Origin of the sequence: Stenotrophomonas sp. MMGLT7, assembly GCF_021168555.1 — a bacterium.
In the GTDB taxonomy this organism is placed as follows: Bacteria; Pseudomonadota; Gammaproteobacteria; order Xanthomonadales; family Xanthomonadaceae; genus MMGLT7.
Genome location: NZ_JAJOZS010000043.1, coordinates 1 through 770, shown reverse-complemented (window position 1 = coordinate 770; position 770 = coordinate 1). Strand labels below are relative to the sequence as shown.

Genomic DNA, 770 nt, shown 5'->3' with positions numbered 1-770 from the left:
GGCCGGATGATCGTGGGCCAGCGCGAGGTGGTGGACGGTGTGCTGACGGCGCTGCTGGCCGGCGGCCACGTGCTGCTGGAAGGCGTGCCGGGGCTGGGCAAGACCATGCTGGTGGGCTCCATCGCCCGCGCGGTGGACCTGCCGTTCTCGCGCATCCAGTTCACCCCGGACATGATGCCGGCCGACATCGTCGGCACCTCGGTGCTGGCCGAGCGCGCCGACGGCGGCCACGAGCTGACCTTCCAGCAGGGCCCGGTGGTGGCCAACCTGGTGCTGGCCGACGAGATCAACCGCGCCACCCCCAAGACCCAGTCGGCACTGCTGGAGGTCATGCAGGAGAAGCAGGTCACCGTGGGCCGGCGCACCATCGCCATGCCCGAGCCGTTCTGCGTGATGGCCACGCAGAACCCGGTGGACCAGGAAGGCACCTATCCGCTGCCGGAGGCGCAGCTAGACCGCTTCCTGTTCAAGCTGGTGGTGGGCTACCCGAGCGAGCAGGACTACCACGCGATCATCGACCGCACCACCAGCGGTCAGGCGATCGAGCTGTCGGCGGTGACCGATGCGGCGACGCTGTGCCGGCTGCGCACGGTGGTGCGGCAGGTGCCGGTGCCGGAGGCGGCGCAGAGCTACGCGATCCGGCTGGTGATGGCGACGCAGCCGCGCAGCGCGTACGCGCCGGCCTCGGTCAACGCGTCGGTGACGCTGGGGGCCTCGCCGCGCGGCATCCAGGGGCTGATGCTGGCGGCCAAGGTGCAGGCGCTGCTGGA

At 71.3% G+C, this 770-nt stretch carries 1 protein-coding gene; it reads left to right on the top strand.

What is annotated here, in order from left to right; all coding sequences use genetic code 11:
- A partial coding sequence (locus tag LRX76_RS18725; protein WP_231807142.1) for an AAA family ATPase occupies positions 1-770 on the top strand: 770 nt, incomplete at both ends.